Source organism: Mesorhizobium sp. M7A.F.Ca.US.011.01.1.1 (genome assembly GCF_003998295.1).
Taxonomy (GTDB): Bacteria; Pseudomonadota; Alphaproteobacteria; order Rhizobiales; family Rhizobiaceae; genus Mesorhizobium.
Window position 1 is genome coordinate 36,020 of the sequence record NZ_RZRT01000034.1, and the last position, 23,052, is coordinate 59,071.

General features: G+C 63.9%; 23 protein-coding genes. 13 read left to right on the forward strand and 10 right to left on the reverse strand.

The window, feature by feature from the left end; all coding sequences use genetic code 11:
- Positions 1-71 precede the first annotated feature (71 nt).
- Positions 72-743 (reverse strand): ceramidase domain-containing protein, encoded by a 672-nt coding sequence (locus EOA13_RS25185; RefSeq protein ID WP_127296340.1) that lies wholly within the window; start codon positions 741-743, stop codon positions 72-74.
- 172 nt (positions 744-915) lie between these two features.
- On the opposite strand from EOA13_RS25185, the gene EOA13_RS25190 reads away from it, so the two are divergent.
- Positions 916-1,716 (forward strand): thioredoxin family protein, encoded by an 801-nt coding sequence (locus EOA13_RS25190; RefSeq protein ID WP_127269003.1) that lies wholly within the window; start codon positions 916-918, stop codon positions 1,714-1,716.
- Between the two features lie 605 nt (positions 1,717-2,321).
- Positions 2,322-2,708 (forward strand): DUF2794 domain-containing protein, encoded by a 387-nt coding sequence (locus EOA13_RS25195; protein WP_023811306.1) that lies wholly within the window; start codon positions 2,322-2,324, stop codon positions 2,706-2,708.
- A gap of 115 nt (positions 2,709-2,823) precedes the next feature.
- Here EOA13_RS25195 and EOA13_RS25200 read toward each other — a convergent pair whose 3' ends face one another.
- The 4 genes from EOA13_RS25200 to EOA13_RS25215 all read right to left on the reverse strand — a co-directional run bounded on the left by EOA13_RS25200 (position 2,824) and on the right by EOA13_RS25215 (position 7,737).
- Positions 2,824-3,396 carry a GNAT family N-acetyltransferase gene (locus EOA13_RS25200; RefSeq protein ID WP_127296341.1) on the reverse strand — a complete coding sequence of 191 codons (573 nt, stop codon included), beginning with the start codon at positions 3,394-3,396 and terminating at the stop codon, positions 2,824-2,826.
- 89 nt (positions 3,397-3,485) lie between these two features.
- On the reverse strand, positions 3,486-4,265 hold the full coding sequence (locus tag EOA13_RS25205) for a Bax inhibitor-1/YccA family protein (protein WP_127296342.1): 780 nt from the start codon (positions 4,263-4,265) through the stop codon (positions 3,486-3,488).
- Between the two features lie 227 nt (positions 4,266-4,492).
- Positions 4,493-7,042 (reverse strand): ABC transporter permease, encoded by a 2,550-nt coding sequence (locus tag EOA13_RS25210; protein WP_127296343.1) that lies wholly within the window; start codon positions 7,040-7,042, stop codon positions 4,493-4,495.
- Entirely contained in the window at positions 7,042-7,737 is a 696-nt protein-coding gene (locus tag EOA13_RS25215; protein ID WP_127296344.1) for an ABC transporter ATP-binding protein, read from the reverse strand. The genes EOA13_RS25210 and EOA13_RS25215 overlap by 1 nt, the downstream gene beginning before the upstream one ends.
- 83 nt (positions 7,738-7,820) lie before the next feature.
- Here EOA13_RS25215 and EOA13_RS25220 point away from each other — a divergent pair, with 83 nt between their 5' ends.
- Together EOA13_RS25220 and thpR are read left to right on the forward strand one after the other, a co-directional pair.
- Positions 7,821-8,465, forward strand: coding sequence for an arylesterase (locus EOA13_RS25220; RefSeq protein WP_127296345.1), 645 nt, complete (start codon positions 7,821-7,823; stop codon positions 8,463-8,465).
- A 125-nt stretch (positions 8,466-8,590) separates the two neighbouring features.
- The gene (gene thpR / locus EOA13_RS25225) at positions 8,591-9,187 is read left to right on the forward strand and encodes an RNA 2',3'-cyclic phosphodiesterase (protein WP_027037464.1); all 597 of its coding nucleotides are present in this window, start codon (positions 8,591-8,593) and stop codon (positions 9,185-9,187) included.
- On the opposite strand, the gene EOA13_RS25230 is transcribed toward thpR, so the two are convergent.
- Positions 9,091-9,609: a low molecular weight protein-tyrosine-phosphatase gene (locus EOA13_RS25230; RefSeq protein ID WP_127296346.1), complete on the reverse strand. Its 519-nt coding sequence runs from the start codon at positions 9,607-9,609 to the stop codon at positions 9,091-9,093. The genes thpR and EOA13_RS25230 overlap by 97 nt on opposite strands.
- A 50-nt stretch (positions 9,610-9,659) precedes the next feature.
- On the opposite strand from EOA13_RS25230, the gene EOA13_RS25235 reads away from it, so the two are divergent.
- From EOA13_RS25235 to EOA13_RS25245, 3 genes are all read left to right on the forward strand, one after another.
- Positions 9,660-9,956, forward strand: a complete 297-nt coding sequence (locus EOA13_RS25235; protein WP_023811314.1) for a 4a-hydroxytetrahydrobiopterin dehydratase — start codon at positions 9,660-9,662, stop codon at positions 9,954-9,956.
- Positions 9,957-10,079: 123 nt separating this feature from the next.
- Positions 10,080-10,442 carry a YkvA family protein gene (locus EOA13_RS25240; protein WP_127296347.1) on the forward strand — a complete coding sequence of 121 codons (363 nt, stop codon included), beginning with the start codon at positions 10,080-10,082 and terminating at the stop codon, positions 10,440-10,442.
- Positions 10,443-10,712: 270 nt separating this feature from the next.
- The gene (locus EOA13_RS25245) at positions 10,713-11,216 is read left to right on the forward strand and encodes an invasion associated locus B family protein (protein ID WP_127296348.1); all 504 of its coding nucleotides are present in this window, start codon (positions 10,713-10,715) and stop codon (positions 11,214-11,216) included.
- A 54-nt stretch (positions 11,217-11,270) separates the two neighbouring features.
- Here EOA13_RS25245 and EOA13_RS25250 read toward each other — a convergent pair whose 3' ends face one another.
- Entirely contained in the window at positions 11,271-12,626 is a 1,356-nt protein-coding gene (locus EOA13_RS25250; RefSeq protein WP_127296349.1) for a chloride channel protein, read from the reverse strand.
- Between the two features lie 158 nt (positions 12,627-12,784).
- Here EOA13_RS25250 and rlmN point away from each other — a divergent pair, with 158 nt between their 5' ends.
- From rlmN to EOA13_RS25265, 3 genes are read left to right on the forward strand one after another with little or no spacing between them, the layout of a single operon-like run.
- Entirely contained in the window at positions 12,785-14,020 is a 1,236-nt protein-coding gene (rlmN, locus tag EOA13_RS25255; protein WP_127296350.1) for a 23S rRNA (adenine(2503)-C(2))-methyltransferase RlmN, read from the forward strand.
- Positions 14,017-14,466, forward strand: a complete 450-nt coding sequence (locus tag EOA13_RS25260; protein ID WP_127296351.1) for a hypothetical protein — start codon at positions 14,017-14,019, stop codon at positions 14,464-14,466. The genes rlmN and EOA13_RS25260 overlap by 4 nt, the downstream gene beginning before the upstream one ends.
- Positions 14,466-14,945 (forward strand): hypothetical protein, encoded by a 480-nt coding sequence (locus EOA13_RS25265; RefSeq protein WP_127296352.1) that lies wholly within the window; start codon positions 14,466-14,468, stop codon positions 14,943-14,945. The genes EOA13_RS25260 and EOA13_RS25265 overlap by 1 nt, the downstream gene beginning before the upstream one ends.
- Positions 14,946-14,951: 6 nt before the next feature.
- Here EOA13_RS25265 and EOA13_RS25270 read toward each other — a convergent pair whose 3' ends face one another.
- Together EOA13_RS25270 and EOA13_RS25275 are read right to left on the reverse strand one after the other, a co-directional pair.
- Positions 14,952-15,593, reverse strand: a complete 642-nt coding sequence (locus EOA13_RS25270; protein ID WP_127296353.1) for a LysE family translocator — start codon at positions 15,591-15,593, stop codon at positions 14,952-14,954.
- A 125-nt stretch (positions 15,594-15,718) separates the two neighbouring features.
- Positions 15,719-17,794, reverse strand: coding sequence for a bifunctional diguanylate cyclase/phosphodiesterase (locus EOA13_RS25275; RefSeq protein ID WP_127296354.1), 2,076 nt, complete (start codon positions 17,792-17,794; stop codon positions 15,719-15,721).
- Between the two features lie 296 nt (positions 17,795-18,090).
- Between EOA13_RS25275 and EOA13_RS25280 the strand changes: the two genes are divergently transcribed.
- Positions 18,091-19,314, forward strand: a complete 1,224-nt coding sequence (locus EOA13_RS25280; RefSeq protein WP_127296355.1) for an argininosuccinate synthase — start codon at positions 18,091-18,093, stop codon at positions 19,312-19,314.
- 330 nt (positions 19,315-19,644) lie between these two features.
- Here the strand turns inward: EOA13_RS25280 and EOA13_RS25290 are convergent, their stop codons facing one another.
- Positions 19,645-20,442 (reverse strand): lytic transglycosylase domain-containing protein, encoded by a 798-nt coding sequence (locus EOA13_RS25290; protein ID WP_013528807.1) that lies wholly within the window; start codon positions 20,440-20,442, stop codon positions 19,645-19,647.
- Between the two features lie 140 nt (positions 20,443-20,582).
- Here EOA13_RS25290 and EOA13_RS25295 point away from each other — a divergent pair, with 140 nt between their 5' ends.
- Together EOA13_RS25295 and EOA13_RS25300 are read left to right on the forward strand one after the other, a co-directional pair.
- Positions 20,583-21,830: an NAD(P)/FAD-dependent oxidoreductase gene (locus EOA13_RS25295; RefSeq protein WP_127296356.1), complete on the forward strand. Its 1,248-nt coding sequence runs from the start codon at positions 20,583-20,585 to the stop codon at positions 21,828-21,830.
- A 91-nt stretch (positions 21,831-21,921) separates the two neighbouring features.
- Positions 21,922-23,019, forward strand: a complete 1,098-nt coding sequence (locus EOA13_RS25300; RefSeq protein ID WP_127296357.1) for a putative zinc-binding metallopeptidase — start codon at positions 21,922-21,924, stop codon at positions 23,017-23,019.
- The last annotated feature ends 33 nt before the right edge of the window (positions 23,020-23,052 follow it).

A 23,052-nucleotide genomic window follows, 5' to 3' on the forward strand; every position in this document is an offset into this window, starting at 1 on the left:
TAGGGCAGTAAGGGAGTAGGGAAGGGAATACCTATTCCCCTATTCCCCTATTCCCCTATTCCCCTATTCCCCTATTCCCCTACCTTCGGCTTCCCAAACCGCGCCGCCGCCGCCAAAAGCACGCTGAGCATCAGCCCGTTGAGGATGTGCCAGAGGAAGTGCGTTCCGAGCGGAAAGCTTCCGCAGACCACCGGGTCGATCATCCGGCAGATGACGGATACGACGAAGATCGCCGAGCCCGCCAGATTGTACCAGCCGGCGCGATTGCCGCTCCCCGTCACCCAGACACCGAAGAAGGCGAGCGCCAGGAACGGCGGCAGATAGCCCGTCGTACCGTTCGACGCCTGGCGCAGCCAGTCCGGCACGGCAAGGGTTATCGCCCCGGCAATCACATAGAAAGCGATGAAGATGGCGATGGCCTTGCCCCATCGCATGCCGAGGAAGCGACGCAGATTGAACAGCGTGTAGGCCAGCGTGAAGCCGGCGATCGGCAGCACGTCGGCCCAGACCGTGCCCTTGGTCGCAAAGGTGTGAAAGATCGTCGAACCGATGCCGATCGCCACCACCCACCAGGCCAGCACCTCGGCGAAGGCGCCGGTGCCCAGCCTTCGCACCTCGCGCACGCCCCACAGGCCGGCGGCGATGAAGGCGAGATTGGTCAGGGCGTTGACGGGTTCGGACCAGAATTCCGGGCCGGTCCGCTCGCAATAGAGGTCGACTGGCGCCAAAAACGTTTGCCACATCGCGATTGCCGCCCGAATCGGTTTCTATCCTGAAGCGCAGATCCTTCCTATTGCGGGGTTGCGGTCGGCTGCAATGGCAAAATTTCACTGCAACGTGACTTCCCGTTGACTTCCGGTTCTGCCACATATTTTAGCAATCAAGATAAAGCCGGCACCACCGGCGGGAATCGGAATGGCCATGGCCTCGCGAAAATCATTGTGGCTGGCAGCTCTTGCGCTGGCCTTCTCGGCGTCTGCCGGCGCCGGGCATGCCGGCGAATCCGATCGCGCCCATGCCGACCGGGTCCAGATCGACAGGCCCCAGATCGACAGGCCATTGGGCGTGGTCGAGCTGTTCACCAGCCAGGGCTGCAGTTCCTGCCCGCCGGCCGATACTCTGTTCTCCGAACTTGCCGCCAAGGAAGATATCGTCGCGCTCGCCTATCACGTCGACTATTGGGACTATCTCGGCTGGCAGGACACGCTGGGCCGCAAGGAGAACACCGAGCGGCAATACGATTACATGCGCGCCTTCGGCAGCCGCTCCGTCTACACGCCGCAGGCCGTCATCAATGGCCGTGTCCACGTCAACGGCGCCAGCCGCGGCGAGGTCGATGGCGCGCTCGCCCGCATGGCCAAGAGCGGCGAAGGCATGCGCGTCGCCGTCAAGGTCAGCCGCACCAGCGACCGTGTGACGATCGACGCCGGCGATGCCGGCAACGGCCCCAGCGACGCCCATGTCGTCATCGTCTATTTCGACCCGCCGCAGACGGTCAAGGTCGGCGAGGGCGAGAATACCGGCCGCAAGATGACCTACTGGAACGCCGTCACCGGGATACAGACCGCCGGCATGTGGCATGGCAAGGCACAGCGCTACGAACTGCCGATGAGCGAGATTGCCAAAAAGGGCGGCTGCGCCGTGCTGCTGCAGTCGGTCGGCAAGGACGGCATGCCCGGTCCCATTCTTGGCGCCGCGTTCATCCACAAGCCGTAACGGACGCCGGCGCCCCCCATCTTCGCTAGGACTGTGGATGGGAGGCCCCTCATCCGGCCGCTTCGCGGCCACCTTCTCCCCGAGGGGAGAAGAGATAAAGCGCCCCCGCGATCTCCTCTCCCCTCGGGGAGAGGTCGGATTGTCCCGAATTGCCCCTTCGCAATTCGGTTGGCACTCCGGGTGAGGGGGATGCGACGCTCGGTGAAACCGCACTCGACTCACCACCCAATAAAAAACCGACGTCAGCTTGCTTCTGACGTCGGTCATTTAGGTTTTGGGATCGTCGCACCCGATTCTTCCGAAGAAGAACCGAGGTTGGTTCGATCCGACGCAGACCCGTGGGCGGGGGGCTTGGGGTTTACGAGCCGGTGCCGGACCGAACCGTCTCAGGCAACACCGGTAAATTCGTCGGACATTGGGGCATGAGCGCGGATAAAAAAAGGCAGAAATGTGGCGGAACATCACCAATTCCAACACGGCGTTTCATAAAAGTGACTGGACGTGACGAAAACGGCGCGGCGCGGGGCTCGGTTCGCCGGGCCTTGCAATTCAGTCGCGAACACGCCAACTTTGGTTGGCAAAGATTCATTTTGAAGGATCGAGGCATGACGGATGACAGCGGCGGGACGGGGGATGGGGACGCATCCGCGATATTGATCCCGCTGCACGAGGCGCGACGCGAACGTCTCGATCAGCCGGTACGGTTCGACCGCCGCGAGCTGGACCAGATCCTCAGGCTCTACGGACGCATGGTCGCCGCCAATGAATGGCGCGACTACGCCATCGATCATCTTGCGGACCGCGCCGTGTTTTCCGTATTCCGCCGCACCAGTGAAGTGCCGCTGTTCCAGATCGTCAAGGATCCGAAACTGGCCCGCAAGCAGGGCGCCTTCGCTGTCATCGCCGCCGGCGGCCGCATCTTGAAGCGCGGTCAGGAACTTGGCCGCGTGCTTGGTGTGTTCGACAGCAAGCTCAAGGTTGTAGAGGCTTGAGCTACGGAATTGAAGAAACTAGAGAATTGAAGAATTGAAGAAAAGGGCACTCGACGCCTGATGTAACCGCCTTCTTCTTCAGTTCTTCAGTTCTTCAATTCCCCAATTCCTCGCTTCAGCCCCCTCTAAGGCGAAACTTCCGCTCCGGCAGCGAGCTCGGATCGGGCGGCGCCGATGCCCCACCATTCAGCGACAGCTGCATGAACACCGTGTCCAGCCAGCGCCCATGCTTGTAGCCGGAACCTTCGAGGCGTCCCGAATAGCGAAAGCCGAGCTTTTCGTGCAGCCGCACCGAGGCACTGTCGGGACGGCCATCGCCGATCACCGCGATGATCTGGCGAAAGCCCGCCGTCGTCACTGCCTCGATCAGGCTTTGCATCAGCTTGAGCCCGACGCCTTGGCCCTTGGCCTCGGGCGCGACATAGACCGAATCCTCGACGATGAAGCGATAGGCCGGGCGTGGCCGGAAGGCGCCGGCATAGGCGTAGCCGAGAACGGTGCCGTCCTTCTCCGCCACCAGGTAAGGAAAGCCGCCGGCCATCAGGCTGTCGAATCGAACACCCATCTCCGCACGGCTCGGCGGCTCCAGCTCATAGCTCGCCGTGCCTTGGGTCACCGCGTCGGCATAGATGTCCGTGACGCTGTCGAGGTCAGCCGCTGTCGCGGGTCTAATCGTGATAGTGCTCATAGCTCGCAACAACAGCAAAGGCCGGCACAAAAGAAAAGGGCGGCCGTTGGGCCGCCCTTCTGGAACTCGATGGTCCAAGCGCTGCTGAACTAGCGGCGGTCGCCCATGAACTGCAGCAGGAACATGAACAGGTTGATGAAGTCGAGATAGAGCGTCAGTGCGCCCATGATCGCCTTGCGGCCGGCGACGTCGGATGTGTCGCCCTCGAAATACATCTCCTTGATCTTCTGCGTGTCATAGGCGGTCAGGCCCGCGAAGACCAGCACGCCGATCGCCGACACGGCAAAGGACAGCGCCGACGACTGCAGGAAGATGTTGATCACCGACGCGATGATGATGCCGAACACGCCCATGATCAGGAACGAGCCCATCGCCGTCAAGTCGCGCTTGGTGGTGTAGCCGAACAGCGACAGCGCGCCGAAAGCGGCGGCGGTGGCGAAGAAGGTCTGCGAGATGCTGGCCGTGGTGTAGACCAGGAAGATCGACGACAGCGACAGGCCGACGAGACCGGCATAGACCCAGAACGTGGTCTGCGCGGCAGCGACGCTCATCGACTGAATCCTGAACGACAGGAAGAACACGGCGGCCAGCGGCGCCAGCATCACCACCCAGCGCAGCGGCGAACCGAAGATCGCGTAGCCGAACGAAGTCAGCATCTCGCCGCTTGGCAGCGTCGCGACAGCCGAAGCCGGATCTGTGGTGGTGGCCAGCATGATCGTGCCGACAGCGGCAAGACCGGTGATGAGGAGGCCAAGCCCCATCAGATTGTAAACCTTGATCATGTAGGCGCGCAGGCCCTGATCGATGTCAGCACCGACGCTGACGCCGGGCACGGCGCGCGTCTGGTAGTTGCGAATGGGATCAGCCATTGTAGTCCTCTATTGCTTCTGCCCCGTCCGGTGTCAGGTCCTTCCAGACCCAGGCGCCGCTGGCAGGGCTCCAGCATGCCTGTGGCGAAATATGATGGTTATTCGCGTCAAGAACAAGACCGTAACCGGATGTAACGGTTCGTGAGGCAACGAAGTGCCGATTCCTCGGCTTTCCGGACGGCTTTCTTACCAAGATTTAATCCAGGATGCCTTTTCCGGGCCTGTCGTCACAGGTTGCGCAGCACCGGTGCTGCCTTATGGCCGAGCACCCGCCAGGTTCCGGCGAGACCAATGCCGACCGTGACCACCAGCGAAAACAGAATGGTTGCCACCGCCACCTCCGGCATGAAATGCGACGGCAATGTCATGATGCGCGCGACGACGAACCAGGCGGCAGCACTGCCCGCCGCCAGCGCGAAGATGGCGGTGGCCAGCCCGATCAGCATATATTCGAGCGAGAAGGCCGATATCAGCGTGGTGCGTGTCGCACCCAGCGTCTTCAACACCACCGCATCATGGATGCGCGCCCGGTTGCCGGCTGCAAGCGCGCCGGCCAGCACCAGCACCGAGGCGATCAGCGCCACGCCAGCGGCGGCCCGGATCGCCGTGCCGAGCTGTCCGACCAGCCGGTTGACGACATCGAGCGCGTCCTTGACCCGCACCGTCGTCACCGCCGGGAAGGCGCGGGTGACGGCGTTGAGGATGCGGGCGTCGTCGGCCGTCGAGGCACTCTTTTCGGTCAGCGTCGCCATCCAGCCATGCGGGGCGCCCGCGAATGTGTTGGGCGAGAAGACCATGACGAAATTGATGCCCATCGTCTCCCATTCGACCTGGCGGAAATTGGCGATCCTGGCCGTGACATTGCGGCCTAGCACATTGACGGTGATGGTGTCGCCGAGCTTCAGCCCGATCTCCTTGCCTTCTTGCGCCGAAAACGAAACCAGCGGTTCGCCGCTGTAATTTTCGGGCCACCAACTGCCCTCGGTCAACGTCGCGTTATCCGGCTGCCTGGTGTCATAGGTCAGGCCGCGGTCCCCCCTCAGCACCCAGGCGCCTTCCGCCGGCACTTTCACCTTGTCGACATCGACACCGTTCAGCGCCATCACCCGGCCGCGCAGCATCGGCACCTTGGCCAGCACGCCCTGCGGGGCCTCCTTGCCGATCAGCGCCGAGAAAGACGCGACATCGGCGCTCTGGATGTCGACGAAGAAGAAGTTCGGCGCCCGTTCCGGCAGGCTGCCGGAGATCTGCCGCCTGAGATTGCCATCGATCAGCGCCAGCGTCACCAGCAGCGTCAGGCCAAGCCCCAAGGACAGCACCACCGATGGCGTCAGGGCGCCTGGCCGATGAATGTTGCCGATGGCGAGCCTGAGCGCCACGAAGCGCACGCGCGGGCTTTTCCTGGCCGCCCATTGCACCAGTGCGCCGACCACGCGCAGCACCAGGAAGGCGAAGACGGTAGCGCCGACAAAGATCGAGGCGATGCGCTGGTCGCCCGAGAACAGAATGGCCAGCGCCGCAAGCAACAGCGCGATGCCTATGGCCGCCGCGACATAGGCGGGGCGCGGCAAGCCGCGGCCTTCCAGCCCCATTTCGCGAAACAGCGCGGTTGCCGGCACATCGCGGGCGCGGCCGAGCGGCAGCAGCGCGAAAGCCAACGTCACCAGCAGGCCGAACAGCGCCGCCATGCCGAGCGCGCCGGGATAGAAGCCGCCTGCGGCCGGCACCGGAATGACGGATTGCAAGGCCGCACTCGCCGCGAACGGCATCAGCGCGCCGAACACAAGGCCCAGCACGATACCCAATCCGGCTATGATCAGGATCTGCACGAGATAGACGGCAAAGACGAAGCCGCCCGAAGCGCCCAGGCTCTTGAAGGTGGCGATGACGCCGCGCTTGCCGTCGAGATAGGCGCGTACCGCATTGGCGACGCCCACACCGCCGACCACCAGCGCCGTCAGCCCGACCAGGGTCAGGAACTGCGAGAAACGTTCAATGTTGGACGACAGCGCGGGCGCCGCGTTGCTGCGTGTGCGGATCGACCAGCCTGCTTCGGGGAAATCCGTGGCGGCCTGGTCCTGGACGGCTTTCAGCCGCACCTCGTCCGCGTCTGCCGGCAGCCGGATCTTGTAGGCATTCTCGACCAGGCTGCCCGGCTGGATCAGTCCAGTGGCCGCCAGCCCGTCGGTCGAGATCATCAGCCTTGGGGCGAAGCCGAAACCGTCGGACACGGCGTCCGGTTCGGCGACCAGCTTGCCGCGCAGTTCGAAAGTGGCGGTACCGAGCTTCAGCCGGTCGCCGATCTTGACGTGCAGCCGCTCGAACAGAAGATCGGGTGCCGCCGCACCGAAGACGCCGAATTCTTCGTCGAACAGTTCCTGTTTCGACAGTGCCGGCTCGGTCTCCAGCGTGCCATAGAGCGGATAGGCATTGTCGACCGCCTTGGCCTCGACCAGCGCCTGGTCGGATCCGTCGGCCAGACGCGCCATCGAACGCATGCTGGCGGTCCAGGAAACCGTGCCGAGCCCGTCAAGGAAGCTGCGCTCCGCCTGGCTGGCGTCACGCTGGTTGATCTGGAAGCGAAGATCGCCGCCAAGCAGCGTCTGGCCCTGATTGGCGACACCGGCGGTGATCGAACGCGCCACCGAGTTGACGCCGCCGATGGCCGCGACGCCGAGCGCGATGCAGGCGAGGAAGATCAGGAAGCCGGACAGGCCGCCGCGCATCTCGCGCAGCGAGAAGCGGACCGCGAGCCTCAACGTCCGGGACAGCGGCATCAGGCCGTCACCTTGACGGGGGCCGGCGCCTCGATCCGGCCCGAGCGCATCGAAACCTGGCGCGAACAGCGCGCCGCGAGCGCCGGATCATGGGTCACCAGCACCAGCGTCATGCCGCGCTCGGCCGCCTTGGCAAACAAGAGGTCGGCGACCTGCCGCCCAGTCGCCTGGTCGAGATTGCCGGTCGGCTCGTCGGCGATCAGGATGCGCGGCGACGGCGCCAATGCGCGGGCGATCGCCACGCGCTGCTGCTCGCCGCCCGACAATTCGCCGGGATAGTGGGTGACGCGGTCGCTGAGGCCAACCGCCTCCAGCTCGCGCGCCGCCACCGAGAACGGATCGGCATGGCCGGCCAGTTCCAATGGCACCGCGACATTTTCCAGCGCCGTCATGTTGGGAATGAGATGGAAGGACTGGAACACGATGCCAATGTTTCGGCCACGAAACGAAGCAATCTGGTCCTCGCTTTTGCCGTTGAGCAACTCACCGGCGATTCGGACCGTACCCGAATCGACCCTTTCCAGGCCTGCCAGGACCATCAGCAATGTCGACTTGCCGGAACCCGAAGGCCCGACGATGCCGGTCGCCTCGCCCGTCGCCACATCAAGGCTGACACCCTTCAGCACATGGACCGATGAAGCGCCCTCGCCAAGGGTCAGGGATACATCTTTCAGCGCGATGACGGCTTCTGTCAAAATGAAATCGTCCTATATCTGGAAAGGCTCTGCTTGCCGGAAGCCGTCGACTGAAGAATCCTAGCTCATATGGGGCCTGCCGCATGTCTTTCAAACGCAGTATTGCCGCAGGCTTGATGGTTTTCCTCGCCATCAGCGGCGCCATGTCGTCGGCGAGCGCCGAGCCGTTCAAGATCGTCGGCTTCGGTGACAGCCTGATGGCGGGCTTCGGTCTTGGCCCGGACCAGGGCTTTACCGACAGGCTGCAGGCCGCGCTTGGCGCCAGGGGCCAGGATGTGATCGTCGCCAATGCCGGCGTCTCCGGCGACACGACGAGCGGCGGCCTGGCGCGGCTCGACTGGTCGGTGCCGGACGGCACGCAGCTTGTCATCCTCGAACTCGGCGCCAACGACATGCTGCGCGGCGTTTCGCCCGACATCACCAGGAAGAACCTCGACGAGATGCTGAGCAAGCTGAAGCAGCGCAAGATTGCCGTGCTTCTGGCCGGCATGCGTGCCGCACCCAATCTCGGTCCCGACTACCAGAATGCGTTCGACGCCATTTTTCCGGACCTGGCGAAGAAATACGAAGTCGTGCTCTACCCGTTCTTTCTCGACGGCGTCGCCGGCCAGCCCGGCATGCAACTCGAGGACGGCCTGCATCCGAGCGCAAAAGGCGTCGACCAGATGGTCGAACGCATCCTGCCGACGGTAGAGAAGGTGATCGCGACAGTGCCGGGCAATTCCTAGCGGATTGGAACTGTTTCCGCCCGGCAAGCTTTTAACAGGGACTGTGGCCAACAAACCTCTTGCTCCGTTTGACTATCGATGATTCGCTATAGGTGACAGTTCGATTCGAGGAAGGGAGGCTCTTCATGCCGCGTCTTTTCACCGCCCTCGAAATTCCGCGTGACGCTGCCCTTTCGCTGTCCCTGCTGCGGGGCGGCCTGCCGGGAGCCCGCTGGATCGATGTCGAAAACTACCATCTGACGCTGCGCTTCATCGGCGATGTCCCCGGCCATGTCGCCGACGAGATCGCCAACGCGCTCGACCGCGTCCACCGCCCTTCCTTCTCGCTGGCGCTGTCCGGCGTCGGCGCTTTCGGGCAGAAGAAGCCGCATGCGGTGTGGGCGGGCACTTCCGCCTCGCCTGATCTGGCCGCGCTTCAAGGTGAGATCGACCGCATCTGCCAGCGGCTCGGCATCCCGGCCGACCCGCGCAAATTCATGCCGCATGTGACGCTGGCGCGCTTACGCAATTCGACCCCGCTGGACGTCGCCCAATATCTGTCGGCGCGCGGGAATTTCTCGACGCTGCCGTTCCGCATCGGCCGTTTCGTGCTGATGTCGTCGCGCGATTCGGTCGGCGGCGGACCCTATATCGTCGAGGAAGCCTGGCCGCTGTCAGGCACGGACGCCCGCGCCTCCAGCCTTGTCGCCAGCGCCTCCGACGCCTCGCGGATCATGCGATAGGCGGAAGCGAAGGCTTCTGCCTCGTCATGATAAGGATCCGGCACGTCGCGTGACTTTCCCTGCGCGAACTCCAGGAACAGATGGATGCGGTCCTGCACGGCCGCCGGCGCCAGCGCCTTCAGGTCGGCGACATTCGACCGGTCCATGCCGAGGATCAGGTCGAAACGGTGGAGGTCCTGCGGCGTGACCTTGCGCGCTCTCTGCCCGGAAATGTCGACGCCGTGCCGCACCGCAATCGCGATCGCGCGTCGATCGGGGGCAGAGCCGGCCTCCCAGTCACTGGTTCCCGCTGAATCGAGCAGCATATTCCGGCCCGACCCGCGCTCGGCCCAAACGGCGCGGAAGACACCTTCCGCCAGCGGCGACCGGCAGATGTTGCCGAGGCAGACGAAGAGAATGGAATTTATGGGCTTCGCGCTCATCGATCCGTCGCTATGGTGAGGGTCGTTTTCGAATAGCACAGGATATGGACATGGCGAGAGAGAAACTGGGCAGGCAAGCCGCTGAAGCCGCATTGACCGGTCTCGACGGCTGGGCGCTGGCGGAAGACGGCGCCTCCATCAAGCGCACATTCACCTTCGCGAATTTCTCCGAGGCTTTCGCCTTCATGACCCGCGTCGCGCTTGCCGCCGAGACGATGGACCATCATCCCGACTGGTCGAATGTCTACAAGACAGTCGACGTGACGCTGAACACTCACGACGCCGGCGGCGTCACCGCGCTCGATATCGATCTGGCCAAGAAAATGAACCGTTTTGCCGGCGCCTGAGGCCTGGTATCGCCTCGGCGGGCCCAAATCGGCACCGGCATCTTGTAGCGGGGGTCGGGTTTCACCACATTTTCCCCCGCGGGCATGCGCCGGGATGCGCACGGGCCCTGCTAGGAGAGACTGATGGCGCGACAATCCGGTTTTGATTTCTTCGGCTTTGGCGGCAAGCTGGCGGACGAGAGCGAAGTGCGCGAGAAATTCTGGCGCACAGCCAAGAAGGCCGCGCGGCAGATCCCCTTCATGGAAGAGGTGGTGGCCGCCTATTACTGCGCCATGGACAAGAACACGCCGCTGCGCGCCAAAGGCATTCTGCTGGCCGCGCTCGGTTATTTTGTGCTGCCGGTGGATGTCATCCCCGACTTCGTCTTCGGGCTTGGCTTTACCGACGACATCGCCGTGCTCACCGCCGCGATCACCGCCGTCAGTGCCCACATCACCACTGCGCACCGGCAGGCCGCCAGGGACGCCATGGCCGACAAGGGCTGAACTCGCGCACGGAACGCCGTTGAGGCCGGCTTTCTGCGGCAGCGTAAAAAGTCAAACTCTTGCCGCTTTCGTGGCCTCCAAGTCGCCAAAGGGATGTCGCGCCAGCCGCTCGCAAGGCGGAGGCGCGGGAATGGCGGCGGTTTCCTCGGGGTGAGGCTCCTTTTCTCTTCGGAAATTCACCGTTTGGTAACCCAGATTAAATCAAAATGAAGCGACGGGCAGGACGCCAAGCCGGCCTGCCTCCGCACCATTTGGAATACGGGAAAAACGATGCGCGGATTGATTGCTATAGTTTCGAGTCTGGCCCTGGTGGCCGTGGCAGCGCCGGCACTGGCGCAGTCTGCGACCAAGATCGGCCAGCACAATGCCTGGGGCACCTACAGCTACCAGGCATCGGGCGGCAAGGTCTGCTATGTCCTGACCGTGCCGACCGACAAGCAGCCGCCGACGCTCGACCATGGCGACATGTTCTTCTTCGTCAGCCAGCGGCCCGGCCAGCAAGTGTCCTACGAGCCGCAATTCATTGCCGGCTACAACTTCCAGGACGGCTCCAAGGCCACCGTGACCATCGACAAGAAGACGTTTTCGATGTTCACCCGCGGCAAGTCGGCCTGGGTCGAGAATGCCGCCGAGGAGCCGGTGCTGATCGCCGCCATGAAGACCGGCACCGACATGAAGGTGACGGCGAAGTCCGGCCGCGGCAATCCGACCTCCTATGTCTTCTCCCTGAAGGGCATTTCGGCGGCGCTGACGTCGATTGCCAAGTGCAAGTAGGCTAGACTTCGTTTTGAATGAATGGCCGGGCCGCAAAGCCCGGCCTTTTTGCTTTCAGCCTTGCCCCGATCCTGGCCCGGCCTCCGCTCGGCGGCGCCGGATCGCCTCGGCGATGAAGACACGCGACAGCGTGTGGTAGAGCGGTTCGTGCGAGATCATGCGCGCCGTGCCATAGCCCAGCATCGAGGCCAGCATCAGCGCGATGACATTGTCGTGATTGCCGGTCATCTCCAGGATGATGACGAAGGCCGTCATCGGCGCCTGCACGACCCCGGCGAAATAACCGGCCATGCCGAGCAGCGCCGCCGCCCCCGTGCCGGCGCCGAAGAGAAGGCCGAGCGAACTGCCGATGCCGGCACCCACCGCCAGCGAGGGCGCGAAAATGCCGCCCGGAATGCCCGAGATCATCGACAGCAGTCCCGCCAGGAACTTTTCGGCAAAGAAGAACCATGGCAGCGGCGTGCCTTCGACCGCCCCGCGCGCCTGCATATAGCCGGTGCCGAAGGTCAGCCCGCCCGAGGCGATGCCGATCACTGCAACCAGCAGCCCGCAGACGGCCGCGACTAGCAAGGCGCGCCGCAAAGGCTGGCCTGTGTTCCAGCGCCGGATCCGGCGTGTCACCTTCAACGCCAGCAGCGAAAACAGCGCGCCGAAACCGCCGCCGATGATGCCGCAGGCAAGCACCAGCGGCCACTCGGCGGCAAACGAGATCGTGTCCCTGGCGACGCCGAAATAGGTGTAGTTGCCGAGCAGGCCGAGCGAGGCGAGACCGGCCAGGATCACCGCCGTCAGCACCAGCCCGTTGGTGCGCGCCTCATAGGTGCGGCCCATCTCCTCGATGGCGAAGACGATGCCGGCCAGCGGCGTGTTGAAGGCGGCGGCGATCCCGGCGGCCGACCCGGCCAGGATCAGGCCCCGCGCCTGCACCATGCCGCCCCAGCGTGCCGCCTGCAGCATCAGCGACGCGCCGACCTGCACGGTCGGACCCTCGCGGCCGATCGAGGCGCCGCAGAACAGGCCGACGATGGTGAGCATGATTTTGCCGACCACCAGTTTGAGGGACAGGATGTGGCTGCGGTCTTCGTCGTCGCGCAGGTGGCGAGCGGCGATCGCCTGCGGAATGCCGCTGCCTTGCGAACCGGGAAAGAAGGTATGGGCGAGCCAGGCGCACAACACGAAACCCAACGGCGTAACGGCAAGCGGCAGATAGAAACGCCAGCCGCCTGCGTTTCCTGTCATCAGGTGAAAAAGTTCCTGCGCCCTGTCCGCCAGCACCGCGAACAGCACGCTGATCACACCGATGCCAAGCGCCCCGGCCCAGAACACCAGGCGCGGCTGCCACACCCGCCGTGAGCCCCACATCGCGCGCGAACGCCGCAGCATGGGATATTTTCGCGATGTGCCGGCCATGTCTGTCCTCGAGCGGGGAGTATCGAGCCCTAACACGTGCAGGCCAGAGGTTAAACCGGCACAACCCATGACTCTGCCGTCAACCTGTGCTATGCGCCGCGCTTCCTTTCCGGCACGATGCGTGAAATCGGCCGCAAACCGCTTATATCAGTGCAACCATGACCCTTTCATTCGATCTCACCACTGACGGCGCCCGCGACGCGTTGCGTGCCCGCGCGGCACAGCCCGAAAAGCCGTCGCTGATCGGCCTGACGCGGGTCGAACTCGCCGAGGCCCTGGTTGCATCAGGCACCGTGCCCGAGCGCCAGGCGAAAATGCGCGCCCAGCAGCTGTGGCACTGGATGTATGTGCGCGGCGTCTCCGATTTCGCCGGCATGTTCAACATCTCCAAGGATCTGCGCGCCGAGCTGGACAAGCACTTCACCGTCGCCAGGCCCGAGATCGTCGAGGAGCAGATTTCCGCCGACGGCACGCGCAAATGGCTGTTCCGCTTCCCGCCGCGCGGCGCCGGCCGGCCGGTCGAGATCGAAACCGTCTACATTCCCGAGGAAGGCCGCGGCACGCTGTGCATCTCCTCGCAGGTGGGCTGCACGCTGACCTGTTCGTTCTGCCACACCGGCACGCAGAAGCTGGTGCGCAATCTGACGGCTGAAGAGATCCTCGCCCAGCTGCTCACCGCCCGCGACCGGCTCGGCGATTTCCCTGAGCGCGACACGCCCGACGGTGCCATCGTGCCGGCTGAGGGCCGCAAAGTGTCCAACATCGTCATGATGGGCATGGGCGAGCCGCTCTACAATTTCGAGGCGGTGAAGAAGGCGCTGCTGATCGCTTCCGACGGTGACGGCCTGTCCCTGTCGAAGCGGCGCATCACGCTGTCGACCTCCGGCGTCGTGCCGGAAATCTTCCGCACCGGCGAGGAGATCGGCGTCATGCTGGCGATCTCGCTGCATGCCACCAATGACGATCTGCGCGACCTGCTGGTGCCGATCAACAAGAAGTATCCGCTCAACGAGCTGATCGCCGCCTGCCGCGCCTATCCCGGCCTGTCGAACGCCAAGCGTATCACCTTCGAATATGTGATGCTGAAGGACGTCAACGATTCCATCGAGGACGCCAAGGGCCTGATCAAGCTGCTCAAAGGCATTCCGGCCAAGATCAATCTGATCCCGTTCAACCCGTGGCCGGGCACCAACTATCAGTGCTCGGACTGGGAGACGATCGAAAAATTCGCCGATTACATCAACAATGCCGGCTATGCCTCGCCGATCCGCACGCCGCGCGGCCGCGACATTCTCGCCGCCTGCGGCCAGCTCAAATCCGACTCCGAGCGCATGCGCAAGGTCGACCGGCTGGCGCTGGAAGCGATGATGATAGCGGGGCACGGCGAGGCGTGAGCCGCCCCTTCGCCTGGCTAAAACGCCTCGCCATCATGGCGGTCGGCTATGTCGCCGCGGTGCTGACCTCGATCCTGGTGCCGGTGCTGCTGATCGCTCTTCTGGAAGGCATCGAAGACGGCAACTGGTCCATCATTTTCGCCTTCGACTGGCTGGGCTCGTTCCCGCTCGCCGTGTTGACAGTAATGATCGGCGCGCTGTTGATCGTCGGCCCGGCGCTCTTTGTCGCCGAACGGTTTTCACTTCGAGGATGGTTCTACTTCGCCGCCACCGGTGCGATCACGTCCATCGCCTTTGGCGTATCCATGCCGCGCTCGGCCAGCAGCTTTGTCTTCAATCCGGGCTTTCTGGGTTTTCTCGCCACCGCCGGCATCGCCGCCGGTTCGGTCTACTGGCTTCTGGCTGGACGCAGGTCCGGCACGCGACAGAATCTGGGCCGGGATTGATGGCACGTCTCGTCGGCTACCTCGTCCGTTTCACCGTCATCCTGTTCGGCTATGCCGTCGCCTCGCTGGCGGCGAGCGCCTTCCTCAACATCCTGTTGCTGGCATCGCTCGGCTACACGCCGGAGCATGCGCACCCGACGGCGACGGCTTCCCTGTATTTCTCAATTCCCTTCGCCGCCCTGTTCGTCGCCTATTTCGCCCTGATGCCGGCCTCTGTCGTCATCCTGCTTGCCGAAATCCTGGGCCGGCGCGACTGGCTGTTCTATGCGCTGGCAGGCGCGGTGGTTGCCGGTGTTTTCCTCGGGCTGGCCGACCGCAGCGATGACACCGCCTTCGTCGTCAGGGACACCAGCGCCATCATGGCCGTGATAGGCAGCGGCATGGTCGGTGGTATCTTTTACTGGCTCAGCGCCGGGCGCTGGGCCGCAAGCTGGTGGCAAGGCGAACCAGGATCAAAAGAGGATGGCCAGACAGGATGACGGCGCCTACTTCGCCTGCGCGGTCAGGATCTTGAGGGCGAAGGCGGAGAACACGCCGGCGAAGAGATAGTCGACCACCCGCGTGACCCGCGGGCTGGCCTTCATCGCCGCCGAAAACTTTTCCGCCGCCAGCACCATCGGCACCGTCACCGGGACCGACAGCACAATGAACATCAGCCCAAGGAAAAACAGCTTTCCCGGTGCGTTCGGATCATGCGCGGAGACGAACTGCGGCAGGAAGGTCATGAAGAACAGGATGATCTTGGGGTTGAGCAGATTGACGCCAAGGCCCGCCGCCCAACTGCGCAACAGCGAAATCTCGGGGCCTGTCTTCTTCTCCGGCGAAAAGGCCGAGCCCCTGGTGATTGCCTGCCAAGCCAGGAAGACGAGATAGCCGGCGCCGAAGATCTTCAGCACGAAGAAAGCCATCGGCGAGGCGACGATCAGCGCCGAGACACCGACAACCACCAGTGTGGTGTGGATGAGCGTGCCGCACAGCGCGCCGGCCATCGAGGCAAAGCCGGTGGCACGGCCCTGGCTCAGCGTGCGCGAGACGAACAGGGTCATGTCCGGCCCCGGCGTGATCGCCAGGATGACCGTGGCGATGGCGAATTGGATCAGCGTGGTGGTGTCTGGAATGAACGACATGAGCGGCCCCAGGGGATTGGGAGGCCTATACAGGATGCGCCATGACGATGCCAGACACAGCAGCGACCCGATCTCGATCCAGCAGGCGTCCGCACGGCATTCGCTGGACGGCCGGCCGCGGCGTCCTATGCCTGCCTGCTCAGCCGCATCCTCGCCGGCTCCTCCGCGACGAGTTGATCGTTGCGGACATCGGCGTCCCCGGTGATCTGGTCGATCGGCTTGGGCCGGCCGAGGAAATAGCCTTGCGCCTCGTTGCAGCCTTCGACCTGCAGGATGGTGAGCTGGACATGCGTCTCGACGCCTTCGGCAAGCACCGGAATGTCGAGGCTGCGGCCCAGCGTCAGCACCGCCCGGATGATGGCCTTGGCCTGCGGGCTTCGCTCGACGTCAGCCATGAACGAGCGGTCGAGTTTGATCTTGTCGAAGGGAAACGAGCGCAGCGTATCGAGCGATGAATAGCCGGTGCCGAAATCGTCGATCGCGATCGTCACCCCCAGCGCCTTGATCTGGCGCAACACATGCAGCGTGCGCACCTTGTCGGCGACGATCGTCGATTCGGTGAGCTCCAGCTCCAGCCGTTTCGGCGACAGCCCGGTCTCGATCAGGATCTGATGGACGAGCTTGGCGAGATCGGCATGGGCGAACTGTACCGGCGACAAATTGACCGCGATCTTGTGGCCATTGCCCCACGAGGCCGCCTGGCGGCACGCGGTCCGCAGCACCCATTCGCCGATCGCCATGATCGAGCCGTTCTCCTCGGCAATCGGGATGAATTCGGCGGGCGGGATCATGCCGTGCACCGGATGGGTCCAGCGCAGCAGCGCCTCGTAGCCGCAGGTGGCGCCGGTCGGGACCGAGGTCTGCACCTGATAGTGAAGCGAAAGCTCGCCGCGGTCGATCGCCTGGCGAAGGTCGGTGGCCAAGGCACGGCGCGCCCGCGCCGTCTCGTCCATGGCGGATTCGTAGAAGCAGACGGCTCGCGTGACGTCGTTCTTTGCCCGGTACATGGCAAGATCGGCATTGCTGACCAGCCGCTCGCGGTCGGCCCCGTCGCGCGGATAGACGGCGACGCCGATGCTGGCGCCGGCGGCGATTTCGAAATCGTCGAGCCGCAACGGCTCGAACAGGGATTTCTCCAGTCGCGAGACCAGTCCGAGAAGGTCCTTCTGATCCTTGAAGCGCTTGATCGCGGCGAACTCGTCACCGCCGAGCCGGGCGACGAATTCGCCCTCGCCGATGAGTTTCGACAGCCTGCGGGCGACGATCTTGAGTGCCTGGTCGCCGGCCGCATGCCCCCTGAGGTCGTTGATCTCCTTGAAGCGGTCGAGATCGATGACGATGACCGCCGTCATTGTGTCCTCGCCCTCGCATGCCCGGTCGATTTCATGGTCAAGGCGGTCGTTGAAGGAGACCCGGTTGGGAAGGCCGGTAAGGGCGTCGTTGAGGGCGAGATGCTGAAGCCGCTCGAAGCTCTCCAAACGACCACGCTCGTCGATCAGATAGCTGGCGAAGCCGGTAGCCGCGACGATCAGGCCGACCACGGCGACGGCGACCGCCATTGCCACCAGAATATCGGGATTGGTGCCTGTGCTGATGAAGGACAGCGGCGTCACCGCCACCGCGGCCATAGCCGTGAAATGCAGGCCGACGATCGCCAGCACCAGCAGCCCGATGGCGAGATAGTGCGACCAGCGGTATGGCCGGCGCACGGCATGGCCGACGGCCAGGGCGGAGAACACCGCCGAGATGACCAGTGAGGCCACGACATAGGAGCCGTCCCATTCGACGATGCCGGCAACGTGATAGGCCATCATGCCGGTGTAGTGCATGGCCGAGATCGCCAGGCCGACGACGACGCCGCCCCATTCCGGGGCCAGGCGCCGGTTCTTGCCGGATGCGAGGGTGAAACCCAGCCCGGTGCCGGCGATGGCGATGACCAGGGATGCCATGGTCAGGACCGGATCGAAGGTGATCGGCGCGCCGGGCTGGTAGGCCAGCATGGCGATGAAATGGGTGCACCAGATCGACGAGCCGGCGGCGACCGCGGTCAGGAACAGCCAGCCCTTCATCTGCACGCCGGTGGTTTTCCTCGAACGGTCGAAGAGGCCGATCGTCACCCAGCAGCCGGTGACGCACATCAGCGCCGCCAGCAGGACAAGCCACAGATTATGCTCCATGGCGATGCATGATATAACGCGCATCAAGAACGGCCCGAGCCCGAGGACACCCGCGACAAGGCAGGCAAGAAGCCGCCCGAAATGGTCGAGGCGGCTTTGTCGCGAATGTTAGCGGCACGGCGTGAAAACTTGATTAAGTCCTTCCAGCAAATGCAGCCTTTGATTGCAGCAGGTTGTTTCCGCTGCCGGCGGCCACCGGCCATGCGCTGGACCAGAAGCCATGCATGCACGCGTGCTTGCTCGCTCTGCCGTTCCTGCTAAAAGGCGCTGCGACAATCCGTGACGCCCAGGCTGGGGCGTCCGCCATCGACGGAGTAGAAATGTCCAAGGCCAAAGACGTCAAGAAGGTCGTGCTCGCCTATTCCGGCGGTCTCGACACATCCATCATCCTGAAATGGCTGCAGACTGAACTCGGCGCCGAAGTCGTGACTTTCACCGCCGATCTCGGCCAGGGCGGCGAACTCGAGCCGGCCCGTCGCAAGGCCGAGATGATGGGCATCAAGGACATCCGCGTCGTCGACGTGCGCGAGGAATTCGTCGCCGACTTCGTCTTCCCGATGTTCCGCGCCAACACCGTCTATGAAGGCACCTATCTGCTTGGCACTTCGATCGCGCGGCCGCTGATCTCCAAGCATCTGGTCGATATAGCCCGGGAAACCGGCGCCGACGCGATCGCGCATGGCGCCACCGGCAAGGGCAACGATCAGGTTCGCTTCGAGCTTTCAGCTTACGCACTGAACCCCGACATCAAGGTCATCGCGCCGTGGCGCGACTGGTCGTTCAAATCGCGTACCGACCTGATGAATTTCGCCGAGCAGCACCAGATCCCGGTGCCGAAGGACAAGAAGGGCGACGCACCGTTCTCGGTCGACGCCAACCTTTTGCATTCGTCCTCCGAGGGCAAGGTGCTGGAAGACCCGTGGGTGGAGCCGCCCGAATTCGTCCACCAGCGCACCGTTTCGCCGATGGACGCGCCTGATACCGTCACCGAGATCGAGATCGAGTTCCTGAAGGGCGATCCGATCGCGCTGAACGGCAAGAAACTGTCGCCGGCGACCATGCTGGCGGCACTCAACGATCTTGGCCGCGACAATGGCATCGGCCGGCTCGACCTGGTCGAGAACCGCTTCGTCGGCATGAAATCGCGCGGCGTCTACGAAACACCAGGCGGCACCATCCTGATCGCCGCCCATCGCGCCATCGAATCGATCACGCTCGACCGGGGTGCCGCCCACCTCAAGGACGAGTTCATGCCGCGCTACGCCGAGCTGATCTACAACGGCTTCTGGTTCGCGCCCGAACGGCTGATGCTGCAGGCGATGATCGACAAGAGCCAGGAAGACGTCGAAGGCACGGTGCGCCTCAAGCTCTACAAGGGCAATGTCATGGTCACCGGCCGCAAGTCGAAGAAGACGCTTTACTCCGATGCGCTGGTCACCTTCGAGGACGACCGCGGCGCCTACGACCAGAAGGACGCCGCCGGCTTCATCCGTCTCAATGCGCTGCGGCTCAGGACGCTGGCCGCGCGCAACCGCCGAGGCTGATCTTCAACCTGTTTCGCCTCAAACAAACCCGGCGTCCCTGCCGGGAGCGATTGTCGGCACCGGCGCCGCCCCTCATCGCCCTGCCGGGCACTTCTCCCCGTATAGTGACGGGGAGAAGGGGCTGGCCGCAACCTCGGCGCGTGTCTTGCAACGCTGGTGATTGACGAAACTGTCGATGACAGCGCCCCTCTCCCGTCACTATACGGGGAGAGGATGCCGGCAGGCAGGTGAGGGGCAGCTCTGACGCCCCGGGAAGTGCCAATTCAAACTGAAGCGATTGCCTCAGTTGGCCCGGCGCATAGCCGGGCCTCCTGTCGAAGATTCCAGCTATCAATCGCCGTCGATCGCCGTGGCAATGCGGGCGATGGCCTGCTGATAGACGCTCGCGGAATTCCAGCCGGCAATCGCGCCCATATTCGCACTCGCGCTCGCGCCCGCCCGCCAGCCATGGCCCTTGAGGAAGTTGGCGGTGGAAGCCAGCGCCGTACCCTTGTCGCGCAGGTTTCCGCCGCCGACGCCATATTTCAGGACGTTTCCGGGCAGGAACTGCGTGTGTCCGATCTCGCCATGCGCGGCCCCGACCGACGAGGCTGTCAACGCCCCGCGATCAACCAGCTTCAGGGCTGCGATGGCATGCGGGTAGAAGAACCCCGGGCGGCGGCAATCATAGGCAAGCGTCAAAATGGCAGAGACGGTGTTCTGGTTGCCCATGGCCGAACCGAAGCCGGTTTCCATACCCCAGATGGCGAGCAACACGCCCGGCGACACGCCGTAATTCGCTTCGATCTTGGAGAACAAAGCCGCATTCGACTTTTTCAGCGACCGGCCCTTGGAAATAATCGCTGCGCCACCACGACGCCGCATGAAATCGTCCACCGAGCCGCTGAAGGCCTTGTGAATGCCGCGGTCGACTGAGATCGTCTTAGTCGCGTAGTTTGCCCCGGCCAGAGCGGCCAGCCCCTTGGCGCCTACACCTTCCGACCTGGCCTGCGCGGCAAAATCCTGCTTCCAGGCCTCGAAACCGGCGCCGGTCTTGCCGCAGCTGGCCGCCGCCTGTGCGCCCGTCGCCAGCGCAAGCACCGCCACCACGGCCGCTGCAAACATCTTTCCCTTGGCAAGAATTGCCATGTTGTTCTCCTGGTTGCCTGAATCACGTCCCAATTGCGAACTTGCCAGCGAAACGCGCACTTGTCACTGTCACCGCTGCAATGCTGGCGAATGCCGTGGAATTTGCCTAGGATCAAGTGATTATTGTGGCAGGGGGCTGCATGGAAGACGTTGATGTCGTCATCATCGGCGCCGGCTCGGCGGGTCTTGCCGCTGCCAGGACCCTGCAGGCGGCGGGGCTTTCCTTCACGCTGCTCGAAGCGATGGACCGAATCGGCGGGCGAGCCTGGACCAGCGACCAGCATTTCGGCGTGCCTTTCGACATCGGCTGCGCCTGGCTGCATGCCGCCGACCGCAATCCCTATTTTCCCGAAGCCCAGGCGGCAGGCTGGACGTTGCATCATCACGACATGAACGTCGATCATCTCTACTACCGCGAGCGCAAGGCGAGCGAAGCGGAAGAAGCCGACATGAAGGCCGCCGACGCAAAGCTGTTCGAACTGCTGGCCATGCATGAAGCGAAGGACGGAGATGACGATCGTCTTTCGGCGCTTTTGGCAAAAGGCCATGCGCCGCGCGCCGCCGCCACCTTCGCCGGGCCGATGGATTTCGGCGCCGACGAGGACGAGATCTCGATCCTGGACTTCCAGGCCGCTGCCGATCTCGACCCGAACTACTTCAGCAAGGAGGGCCTTGGCGCGCTGGTGGCGCGTTTCGGCGCCGGCGTGCCGGTCGAACTGTCGACGCCGGTGCGCAAGATCCTGTGGGACGTGCCCGGCGTCGCCTGCGTCACCGATCGCGGCACCGTTCGCGCCAAAGCAGTGATCGTCACCGCTTCGCCGGCGGTGCTAGCCTTCGAGGAGATTGCGTTCTCGCCGGCCTTGCCAGACACGCATTTCGGCGCCTTCTTCGACCTGCCGATGGGCATGCTGACGAAATTGCCGGTCGAAATATCGGGCACAAGGCTCGGGCTGCAGCCCTTCGACGACCTGCTGATCGAACGGATGGCCAGGCACGACATCTATTTCCTGTGCTTCCCGTTCGACCTTGACCTGATGGTCGGATTCGTCGGCGGCGATTTCGCCTGGGAAATGTCGGCAGCCGGCGAGGCGGCCGGCATCGACTTCGTCGTCGACCGGCTGTGCGGCATCTTCGGCGGCGATACGCGCAAGCACGTCGGACGCGCCATGATGACCAATTGGGGCGGCGAGCGCTTCGTGCGCGGTGCCTATGCCGCCGCCCGCCCCGGCCGCTCGCTGGCGCGCGCGGCACTCATGCAGCCGGTGGCCGACAAGATCTTCTTCGCCGGCGAGCACCTGGCCGGTCCTCTGATGCAGACCTGCGGCGGCGCACGGCTGTCGGGCGAAGCGGTGGCAAGACAGGTTGTCGCCCAGCTTGCGGCCAAATAGCTTCAGGAAAATGTGGAACGCCGCGCGGCTGTTCGCGTTGGGCACGGGCCGCCGTGAACATCTATGTCACCTCCGGTGAATTGAGACCGACATGAAACTCTTCGACTGCCCGCATTGCGGCCATCGCATCTATTTCGAGAACGTCCAGTGCCTGAACTGCGGGAACCCGGTGCTCTACGATCCCGAGCACGCGCGCTTTGCGCTGGCGGGCGTCGACGGCGTCTTCCAGTGCACCAACGCCGACGAATGCGCCTGCAACTGGATGGCGGAACCGGGTCACGCTTTTTGCCGCGCCTGCGTGCTGAACCAGCTGATCCCGGATCTCTCCGTCGACGGCAACCGCCGCCGCTGGATTCGTGTCGAAGCGGCGAAGAAGCGCGCCATCTACTCGCTGCTGGCCTTCGGGCTGCCGGTAGTCCCCAAGCAGACCCCTGCCGACGAGGTCGGCCTGGCCTTCGACTTCCTCGCCGATCCGATCGGCGGCGGCCCTGGTGGCGAGCGGATCCTCACCGGCCACGACAATGGTTTGATCACGCTCAATGTCGCCGAGGCGGATTCGGCCGAGCGCGAGAAGCGGCGCGTCGAGATGGGCGAGAACTACCGCACCTTGCTCGGCCATTTCCGCCATGAGCTCGGGCACTATTACTGGGACCGTCTGATCCGCGACGATCCGCACAGGCTCGAAGCTTTCCGCGCACTGTTCGGCGACGACCGCGCCGATTACGAACAGGCGCTGAAGGCCTATTATGCCGATGGTGCGCCGCCCGACTGGCAGCAGGGCCACATCTCGGCCTATGCGACCTCGCATCCTTGGGAGGACTGGGCCGAGACCTGGGCTCACCACCTGCACATCACCGACACGCTGGAAATGGTGCACGCACTGAACTTTCCGCTCGGCCGGCTGGAGACGGTGGAGGCCAACGACTTGCCACGCGGCGACACCGGCGGCGAATTGCAGGCAGCACCCGCGGAGCCGGCGACCGCGCCCGAGCCTTTCGAAAAGATCCTTGCCCGCTGGCTGGTGCTGTCGGAGGCCTCCAATTCGATCAACCGCTGCATGGGTCTGCCCGACCTCTACCCCTTCGTCATTTCGGACGTCACGGCGCGGAAATTGGAATTCGTTCACGAACTTCTGACCGATTTGCCGAAAGAACACGGAACAAATCGTGAGTTGGCGCAGGCGCTTTAGCGGGAACGCATGAGCTGCTGCCCCGTTTTCGCT

Coding starts and splice junctions, on each gene's coding strand:
- EOA13_RS25250 (WP_127296349.1), bottom strand. CDS start 12,626: ATGGCCGGCACATCGCGAAAATATCCCATGCTGCGGCGTTCGCGCGCG.
- EOA13_RS25190 (WP_127269003.1), top strand. CDS start 916: ATGGCCATGGCCTCGCGAAAATCATTGTGGCTGGCAGCTCTTGCGCTG.
- EOA13_RS25205 (WP_127296342.1), bottom strand. CDS start 4,265: ATGGCTGATCCCATTCGCAACTACCAGACGCGCGCCGTGCCCGGCGTC.
- EOA13_RS25300 (WP_127296357.1), top strand. CDS start 21,922: ATGAAACTCTTCGACTGCCCGCATTGCGGCCATCGCATCTATTTCGAG.
- EOA13_RS25210 (WP_127296343.1), bottom strand. CDS start 7,042: ATGCCGCTGTCCCGGACGTTGAGGCTCGCGGTCCGCTTCTCGCTGCGC.
- EOA13_RS25195 (WP_023811306.1), top strand. CDS start 2,322: ATGACGGATGACAGCGGCGGGACGGGGGATGGGGACGCATCCGCGATA.
- EOA13_RS25235 (WP_023811314.1), top strand. CDS start 9,660: ATGGCGAGAGAGAAACTGGGCAGGCAAGCCGCTGAAGCCGCATTGACC.
- rlmN (WP_127296350.1), top strand. CDS start 12,785: ATGACCCTTTCATTCGATCTCACCACTGACGGCGCCCGCGACGCGTTG.
- EOA13_RS25265 (WP_127296352.1), top strand. CDS start 14,466: ATGGCACGTCTCGTCGGCTACCTCGTCCGTTTCACCGTCATCCTGTTC.
- EOA13_RS25220 (WP_127296345.1), top strand. CDS start 7,821: ATGTCTTTCAAACGCAGTATTGCCGCAGGCTTGATGGTTTTCCTCGCC.
- EOA13_RS25230 (WP_127296346.1), bottom strand. CDS start 9,609: ATGAGCGCGAAGCCCATAAATTCCATTCTCTTCGTCTGCCTCGGCAAC.
- EOA13_RS25270 (WP_127296353.1), bottom strand. CDS start 15,593: ATGTCGTTCATTCCAGACACCACCACGCTGATCCAATTCGCCATCGCC.
- EOA13_RS25185 (WP_127296340.1), bottom strand. CDS start 743: ATGTGGCAAACGTTTTTGGCGCCAGTCGACCTCTATTGCGAGCGGACC.
- EOA13_RS25280 (WP_127296355.1), top strand. CDS start 18,091: ATGTCCAAGGCCAAAGACGTCAAGAAGGTCGTGCTCGCCTATTCCGGC.
- EOA13_RS25245 (WP_127296348.1), top strand. CDS start 10,713: ATGCGCGGATTGATTGCTATAGTTTCGAGTCTGGCCCTGGTGGCCGTG.
- EOA13_RS25200 (WP_127296341.1), bottom strand. CDS start 3,396: ATGAGCACTATCACGATTAGACCCGCGACAGCGGCTGACCTCGACAGC.
- EOA13_RS25290 (WP_013528807.1), bottom strand. CDS start 20,442: ATGGCAATTCTTGCCAAGGGAAAGATGTTTGCAGCGGCCGTGGTGGCG.
- EOA13_RS25240 (WP_127296347.1), top strand. CDS start 10,080: ATGGCGCGACAATCCGGTTTTGATTTCTTCGGCTTTGGCGGCAAGCTG.
- thpR (WP_027037464.1), top strand. CDS start 8,591: ATGCCGCGTCTTTTCACCGCCCTCGAAATTCCGCGTGACGCTGCCCTT.
- EOA13_RS25275 (WP_127296354.1), bottom strand. CDS start 17,794: ATGCGCGTTATATCATGCATCGCCATGGAGCATAATCTGTGGCTTGTC.
- EOA13_RS25295 (WP_127296356.1), top strand. CDS start 20,583: ATGGAAGACGTTGATGTCGTCATCATCGGCGCCGGCTCGGCGGGTCTT.